The organism is Bartonella sp. AA83SXKL, from assembly GCF_042196965.1.
In the GTDB taxonomy this organism is placed as follows: Bacteria; Pseudomonadota; Alphaproteobacteria; order Rhizobiales; family Rhizobiaceae; genus Bartonella.
The window spans coordinates 1-5,919 of sequence record NZ_JBHIRG010000040.1 but is presented as its reverse complement, the minus strand read 5'-3'; the positions used below and the strand labels follow the sequence as shown (position 1 = coordinate 5,919).

The window sequence follows — 5,919 nt, the reverse complement described above, 5'->3', positions numbered from 1 at the left end:
CCTATACAAAAGCGCATATGTGTTACTGATCTCGGGCATTTGACTTCGATTAAACCGTCTTCTCCAATGAGACCATCGGGGCTAGCACCCGCCGTTTCTATTGTGGGGTGTTGGATAAAGCCGCACTTTGTTATATCGGCATCATAAATGAAGCCATATTCTCTCAAGGCATCTTCTTCATGTTCAATACCCCATCTCATATCTTCAGTTTCATAATAGGGGCTTGTTTCGCCTGTTAAGCGCTCCGTTATGAGTTTGATTTTGTAGTCTTCATATTTGCTCGTAGGCAATCCTTTTGCTGTCTTACTGATAATGTTGTAAACATTAGATGCGGTGACTTTACCCAAGCGCGCTTGAAACCATTCTGCTGTTCTTTGTTCCATATCACACCGCCGTTCTTTGTTCTTGTGATACATATTCTATATCTTGGACGTGAATATATTCGGCATCTTGTATAGGAACGTATGTTTTCTCTTGTGGTGGGAGAGATTGTAGAGCGCTTTCTCTTTGAATTCTTGGCTTGCTTTCTAATATTTTCAAAACGTCGTCTGCTGTTTCACAAGACATATCTGTTAGCTTTTCTACTTTTGCATAAGAGAGAAGCTTATTTTTATCCGATTCTGTTTGTTCGATTAATTCTTCGATTTTTATAAGCATATCTTGAGAAACCAATTGTTTTGGAATGCTATGGTTTGTTTCATTGATACGTTTTGCTTCATCTTCTTCATAAATACCGGAAAGCCCGAAAGCATAGCGAGCACATTGTATAGTGGCTTTATGGCGCAACATACGTGCTGGATATTTTTGCCATGCTTCACTTTTTTCTTGTTCGCATTCTTTGCGATATTCGGTGACTTCGATAGGGTCTTTAATCCCTTTGAGACGAATAGCACATTTGATAGCAATGATATTCCCATCTTCATTGAGTTGATCTTGAAAGGTCATGCCATCAAAGTCAGGATTTGATTTGATGATCTTTATCCAACCGTCGATAGAAACAACGGGTATGATGCCGCCGCCTTTTTTAGGGAGAGCATAGATTTCTTTTGTTAAAGGGTTAAGTCCATAAGTATTGGCAACAAAAAGAAAAACGGCAAATTCTGCATCAGTGATGACATTAGCATTTTTATCTCCAATACAAGTTTTTATGATTGTGGTTCGAAATTCTTCAGCAGAAAATCCATATTTTTCTGCCATTTCGTTTAAAAAAGTAGAATTTTTCATCTTGATTTCCTACATTGCGCGCAATTCACGTGTGGCGTGAATCACGCTGGTGTTTAAAAGTTGTTTGTGTGGTTAAAAACGGCTTATATGGCTATTACGGTATTACCAAAAATCTCGGCAAAACCACAAACTTTAGCTTTTCCATAAACTTTGGCGTTACCAGAAACCCAGCAATTGCCATCATGAGAGAGATTGCTTTCATTTTCTATAAAACCGCCTAGGTCACCTTTTTTGACATATCCAAAGTCTCTTAATGCTCTAATTCGGTGAAGAGTTCTTCCATCAAACGGAATTGTTTCATCAGTAAGTTCGTATTTTTTCATCTGGTTTGTTACCTAGTTGAGATTCTTTTATCGCCATCAATCCAGTCGTCCCAACATACACATGCTTCACCGTAAATTTTTGCATGACCGTAAACATGCGCATCACCGGAAACTTCTGCATTGCCGTAAACACGCGCCCTATCATAAATGTATGCCTTTTCGTAAACTTGTGCATTGCCATAAACTTCTGCATTATCAAAAACGTGCGGTTCACCGCAAATATATGCATCACCGTAAACTTCTGCATCACCGTAAATGCATGGTTCATCGCAAACTTCTGCTTTGCCATAAATACGAGAATTGTTGTAAACATGTGCATAACCGTAAACTTGTGCATTTTCGTAAACCTTAGCATCACCAAAAACCTTGGCATAACCATAGACTTTTGCATAATCCCCAATCCAGCAATTACCATGATGCGATAGGTTGTCTTCTTTCTCGATATAGCCGCCAAGATCACCTTTCTTGACGTCCTCCAAATCTCTCAGTGCACGAATGCGGTGAAGGATTTTGCCATCAACTTCGATTGTTTCATCAGTAAGTTCGTATTTTTTTTCCATGTTTTAAGTCGCCCTTATCTTAAAACAGTGTCATTTCCAGATACTTTTGTATTTCCGGTTACTTTGGCATTCTCGCAAACTAGTGCACCACCAAACACACGGGCATTTCCAGAGATTTCTGCGTGACCGCCAATTTTAGCTTTTTCAGAAACATGTGCACCTTGGTGGATTGCGGCATTGCCATAAACCTTAGCCTTTCCAAAAACACGTGCATCATCTGCAATCAATGCGGATTCAAAAACACAAGCATCGTCAAAAATTTCTGCGTTCTTTGAAATTATTGCATTACCGCCAATCTTTGCATCATGGTATATTCGTGCATTACCAGAAACAGAAGCTTTATCGTACACTTTCGCGTTCCCATAAATTTTTGCAAGTACGTGAACACGGGCATTACCGTAAACTTTTGCATGATTGAAAATGTGTGCACCACTCAAAATTTGTGCATCATCGAAAATTGTTGCGTTATCATAAACCAATGCACAATCTTGGATTAGTGCATTGGCATAGACTTCGGCATTCCCAAAAACCTTTGCACTATCTCCAACCCAGCAATTGCCATCATGTGATAAATTACCCTCATGCTCTATAAAACCACCAACGTCACCTTTCTTGACTCTTCCAAAGTCTCTCAGTGCACGAATGCGGTGGAGAGTTTTGCCCCCAACTTCGATTGTTTCATCAGTCAGTTCATATTTCTTTTCCATGATTTTACTCCTTTAAGTTAGATTCTGCCTTTGTCGTTCTTGCAAAAGAACGGCATTGCATTGTGTGGTGAATTTTTTGAAAAGGAGGCGTCTTTTAAAAACGCCTTTAGCTTTTAAAGCACATCACAAGGACGCAAACGGTGTTGTTTTTCGTAAGAACCATACATTGCATCATCATATTCGCGCTGTTTTATATCATCTAAAAAAAAACCGTATGCTGTGCTGTGTAGAATAAAGTCATGCGGTATTTTGCCATCAAAACACTTTTGTTCACGTAGTTTGAGATAAAACTCAGCAATATCTTCAGAGATATCTTCGCAACGATTAGTCGTTGGTTCTACGCGCAAAATTTGGACAGCATTATCGGTTTGGTCGATAAAATTGATAATGTCCTTTTCTTCTAATAAAGGACCAGATTTAGCGAGATTTTGTTCTTCATTTTCGCACATCACTAAGAGAATTTCATCAGAATTTATAAACACTGGTTTATTCACAAATGCCTCCATACTGCCTATTGGCAAAAGTTATTTTCTAAGATATGGAGTGAACATATTTTCGATTTTAGAATAAGTCAATATAATTTTTCTAAAACAGAAAAAATTTTTTTAGTAATAGACAAATAGTCTACACAAAAAAGTAATTTAATTTTCATTTCAATGTGGAGAAAATTCTGTATGAAGCAGTCTAAAAAAGCTCTAAAAATATTTTCGTCATTAACAAATGAGCAAAAACGGGTGGTTATTTTCCATCTTCTTCTTGCAAAGATCGCAGAAAAGAAATGACGGCTTTTCTATGCTCTGGCTTTGCCGAGGAATATAATTTTAAAAAATAATCATCACAATTATCGGGTATAAAATGAGGGGGGAGAGCTTTAAAAAATGAAGTTAATCTAACGAGTTCATCAGCAGATATGCTTCTACTTTCTTTATCATCATCGACAGAAAGCATTTTAGATACAACAGATGTATGAAGTCCCATATGTTTAGCTAATTCAGTTCGGGACCCATGACCCATTGTTTTAAGTTTTTCATTTGCCCAAATTTTTATTTCTTTTTGAATATCCATACTTATCAATATTCCTATTGTTTTAAAAAATATCAACATTTCTATTTTAGAAAAAATGTTGACATTTTTTCTATAATCGAATAAATGCCCGTTTGATAAATAGAGAAATTAAAATGAATATCAAAAATTCAGCAGGTACGATTATAAAATATTTAGGCGGTGCGAAACGTGTGTCATTGATTTCTCAATGCCATGTGTCTGCTGTTTATAAATGGACTTATCCTTTAAAAAAACTAGAGGGTAAAGGCGGAATTATACCAGCTAAGTATCAAATTATGCTTCTGAACTATGCACGTGATCATGGGATAGATTTGCGTCCAGAAGATTTTTTTTATCCCGAGCGCTTGCAGAGATTAATGCAAGAGCAACACCCCCCAATGTCGAAAATTTGCAAGAGCTGCGGTGTTGATCACACCGGAGAAACTTTACAGCATTAAGGAGATAAAGATGAGTTCGAATGAAATTTTATGGATAGCAGTGGTTTCAGTTTTGCTCTTAAGCGGAGTGATGTTTCGTATTGCATTGCATTATCGCAACCAAGTTAAAGCACTTAAAGATCAGGTTCAAGATATTAAGAAAAAAATGAAAGAGAATGAGTTTAGGTATTTAAAGGAAAGCAAGCAGACAATTGATGAATGTGATGCGGATCTTGAAGAACGTGACAAGGAAATTAAACAACTGAAGCAAGAGATTGAAGAACGTGACAAGGAAATTAAACAACTGAAGCAAGAGATTGAAGAACGTGACAAGGAAATTAAACAACTGAAGCAAGAGATTGAAGAACGTGACGAGGAAATTAAACAACTGAAACAAAAGACTGAAGAGCATGAAAAGGCGTTCAGAAATGTAAGTGAAGTTGTAATGACACTCGAAGCAGATGTTCAATCACGTGACAAGGAAATTAAAGAACTTAAACAAAAGACTGAAGAACTAAAACAAAGTATAGATGCGTATCGAGAAGAGTTTACACGGAAAAGTGAAAAGATACGGACACTAAAAGCAGATGTGCAATTACGCGACGAGGAAATTAAAGAATTGAAGCAAGAGATTGAAGAACGCGACGACGAGGAAATTAAACAACTGAAGCAAGAGATTAAAGAACGTGACGAGAAAATTCAAAGACTAACACAAGAGCTTAAACAGCGTGATGAAGCAGTAAAAGCGCCGCCTCATAAGAATAAGAAGAGTAAGAAGAAGGGTAAGTGAGGAGTGGATAAGATGACAGTTAAAAAGAAGTATGAATCTACTGATGAAACAATCGAAGTTAATGGAGTTACGCTTCACCGTATACGTGCTTTAAGAAATTTTAGAGATGTGTACGCAGGTGACTTAGGTGGCTTTATTGAAAATGAAAGCAATTTAAGTCATGAGGGAGACTGTTGGGTTGGGGACGATGCAAAGGTTTATGGTAGTGCTAGGGTTTACGGTCGAGCCAAGGTTTTTGGTAATGCCAACGTTTATGATAACGCTCATGTTTATGGCAATGCCATTGTTTATTTTGATGCTAAAGTTTTTGGTAATGCACATGTATACGGTACAGCAATAATTTGTGAAAATGCCCGTGTGTGTGGTGATGCATGGATTGATACAGGTTTTATTAGTGGTTGTGATTTAGTTAATAGTAGTAAAAAGAAATACGAACTTACAGACGATACAGTTGATCTCGGTCCTTTCAAGTTACACCGAATACGAGCATTGAGAAGCTTTGGCAAAGTAAAGAAAGGTGATTTAGGTGGCTGGGTAGAGAGTGAAGAGAACCTCAGTCACGAAGGTAATTGTTGGATTAGTGGTTTAGGGGCTGTTTTTGGTGGCGGCAGATTACGTGGTGATCACCTAGTTCCAAACTTTAATTACATTTCCAATACGACTTATAAATTGTCTATGTTAACACCACAACAATACATGGCATCTCTACCTTGGCACCGTAGAATATGGGAGCGACTCCGTTATTATTGGGAGTGCGGAATATGGCTTTAGAGCTTCATAAACGTGATGAATAATACAATTCTTTGTTTTGATCTAGGTACCAAAACGGGGTGG

9 protein-coding genes and 1 pseudogene are annotated in these 5,919 nt (G+C 37.5%); 3 read left to right on the top strand and 7 right to left on the bottom strand.

Annotated elements, in window-relative coordinates; genetic code table 11:
• The 7 genes and pseudogenes from ACFINO_RS08880 to ACFINO_RS08850 form a co-directional block, all read right to left on the bottom strand.
• Positions 1 to 383: lambda exonuclease family protein (locus tag ACFINO_RS08880; RefSeq protein WP_375655480.1), on the bottom strand; the 383-nt coding region annotated here is incomplete at its 3' end.
• A gap of 1 nt (position 384) precedes the next feature.
• Entirely contained in the window at positions 385 to 1,224 is an 840-nt protein-coding gene (gene bet, locus ACFINO_RS08875) for a phage recombination protein Bet (protein WP_375655479.1), read from the bottom strand.
• Positions 1,225 to 1,316: 92 nt separating this feature from the next.
• Positions 1,317 to 1,547: pseudogene (locus ACFINO_RS08870) on the bottom strand (hypothetical protein); the annotation flags it as partial.
• Between the two features lie 8 nt (positions 1,548 to 1,555).
• On the bottom strand, positions 1,556 to 2,107 hold the full coding sequence (locus tag ACFINO_RS08865) for a hypothetical protein (protein ID WP_375655478.1): 552 nt from the start codon (positions 2,105 to 2,107) through the stop codon (positions 1,556 to 1,558).
• Between the two features lie 14 nt (positions 2,108 to 2,121).
• Positions 2,122 to 2,814, bottom strand: coding sequence for a hypothetical protein (locus tag ACFINO_RS08860; protein WP_375612650.1), 693 nt, complete (start codon positions 2,812 to 2,814; stop codon positions 2,122 to 2,124).
• 113 nt (positions 2,815 to 2,927) lie between these two features.
• Positions 2,928 to 3,308, bottom strand: coding sequence for a hypothetical protein (locus tag ACFINO_RS08855; protein WP_375610977.1), 381 nt, complete (start codon positions 3,306 to 3,308; stop codon positions 2,928 to 2,930).
• A 244-nt stretch (positions 3,309 to 3,552) separates the two neighbouring features.
• Entirely contained in the window at positions 3,553 to 3,879 is a 327-nt protein-coding gene (locus tag ACFINO_RS08850) for a hypothetical protein (RefSeq protein ID WP_273721234.1), read from the bottom strand.
• A gap of 113 nt (positions 3,880 to 3,992) precedes the next feature.
• On the opposite strand from ACFINO_RS08850, the gene ACFINO_RS08845 reads away from it, so the two are divergent.
• The 3 genes from ACFINO_RS08845 to ACFINO_RS08835 are packed head-to-tail and all read left to right on the top strand — an operon-like array spanning position 3,993 to position 5,856.
• Entirely contained in the window at positions 3,993 to 4,316 is a 324-nt protein-coding gene (locus ACFINO_RS08845) for a hypothetical protein (RefSeq protein ID WP_375621825.1), read from the top strand.
• Positions 4,317 to 4,326: 10 nt separating this feature from the next.
• Complete coding sequence (locus ACFINO_RS08840; protein ID WP_375655477.1) at positions 4,327 to 5,085, top strand: hypothetical protein; 759 nt, start codon at positions 4,327 to 4,329, stop codon at positions 5,083 to 5,085.
• A 12-nt stretch (positions 5,086 to 5,097) separates the two neighbouring features.
• The gene (locus ACFINO_RS08835; RefSeq protein ID WP_375612681.1) at positions 5,098 to 5,856 is read left to right on the top strand and encodes a hypothetical protein; all 759 of its coding nucleotides are present in this window, start codon (positions 5,098 to 5,100) and stop codon (positions 5,854 to 5,856) included.
• Positions 5,857 to 5,919: the final 63 nt, after the last annotated feature.

Bases quoted from the DNA above. Each gene is read 5' to 3' on its own strand.
- ACFINO_RS08840 (WP_375655477.1), top strand. From the start codon at position 4,327: ATGAGTTCGAATGAAATTTTATGGATAGCAGTGGTTTCAGTTTTGCTC.
- ACFINO_RS08850 (WP_273721234.1), bottom strand. From the start codon at position 3,879: ATGGATATTCAAAAAGAAATAAAAATTTGGGCAAATGAAAAACTTAAA.
- bet (WP_375655479.1), bottom strand. From the start codon at position 1,224: ATGAAAAATTCTACTTTTTTAAACGAAATGGCAGAAAAATATGGATTT.
- ACFINO_RS08845 (WP_375621825.1), top strand. From the start codon at position 3,993: ATGAATATCAAAAATTCAGCAGGTACGATTATAAAATATTTAGGCGGT.
- ACFINO_RS08835 (WP_375612681.1), top strand. From the start codon at position 5,098: ATGACAGTTAAAAAGAAGTATGAATCTACTGATGAAACAATCGAAGTT.
- ACFINO_RS08865 (WP_375655478.1), bottom strand. From the start codon at position 2,107: ATGGAAAAAAAATACGAACTTACTGATGAAACAATCGAAGTTGATGGC.
- ACFINO_RS08860 (WP_375612650.1), bottom strand. From the start codon at position 2,814: ATGGAAAAGAAATATGAACTGACTGATGAAACAATCGAAGTTGGGGGC.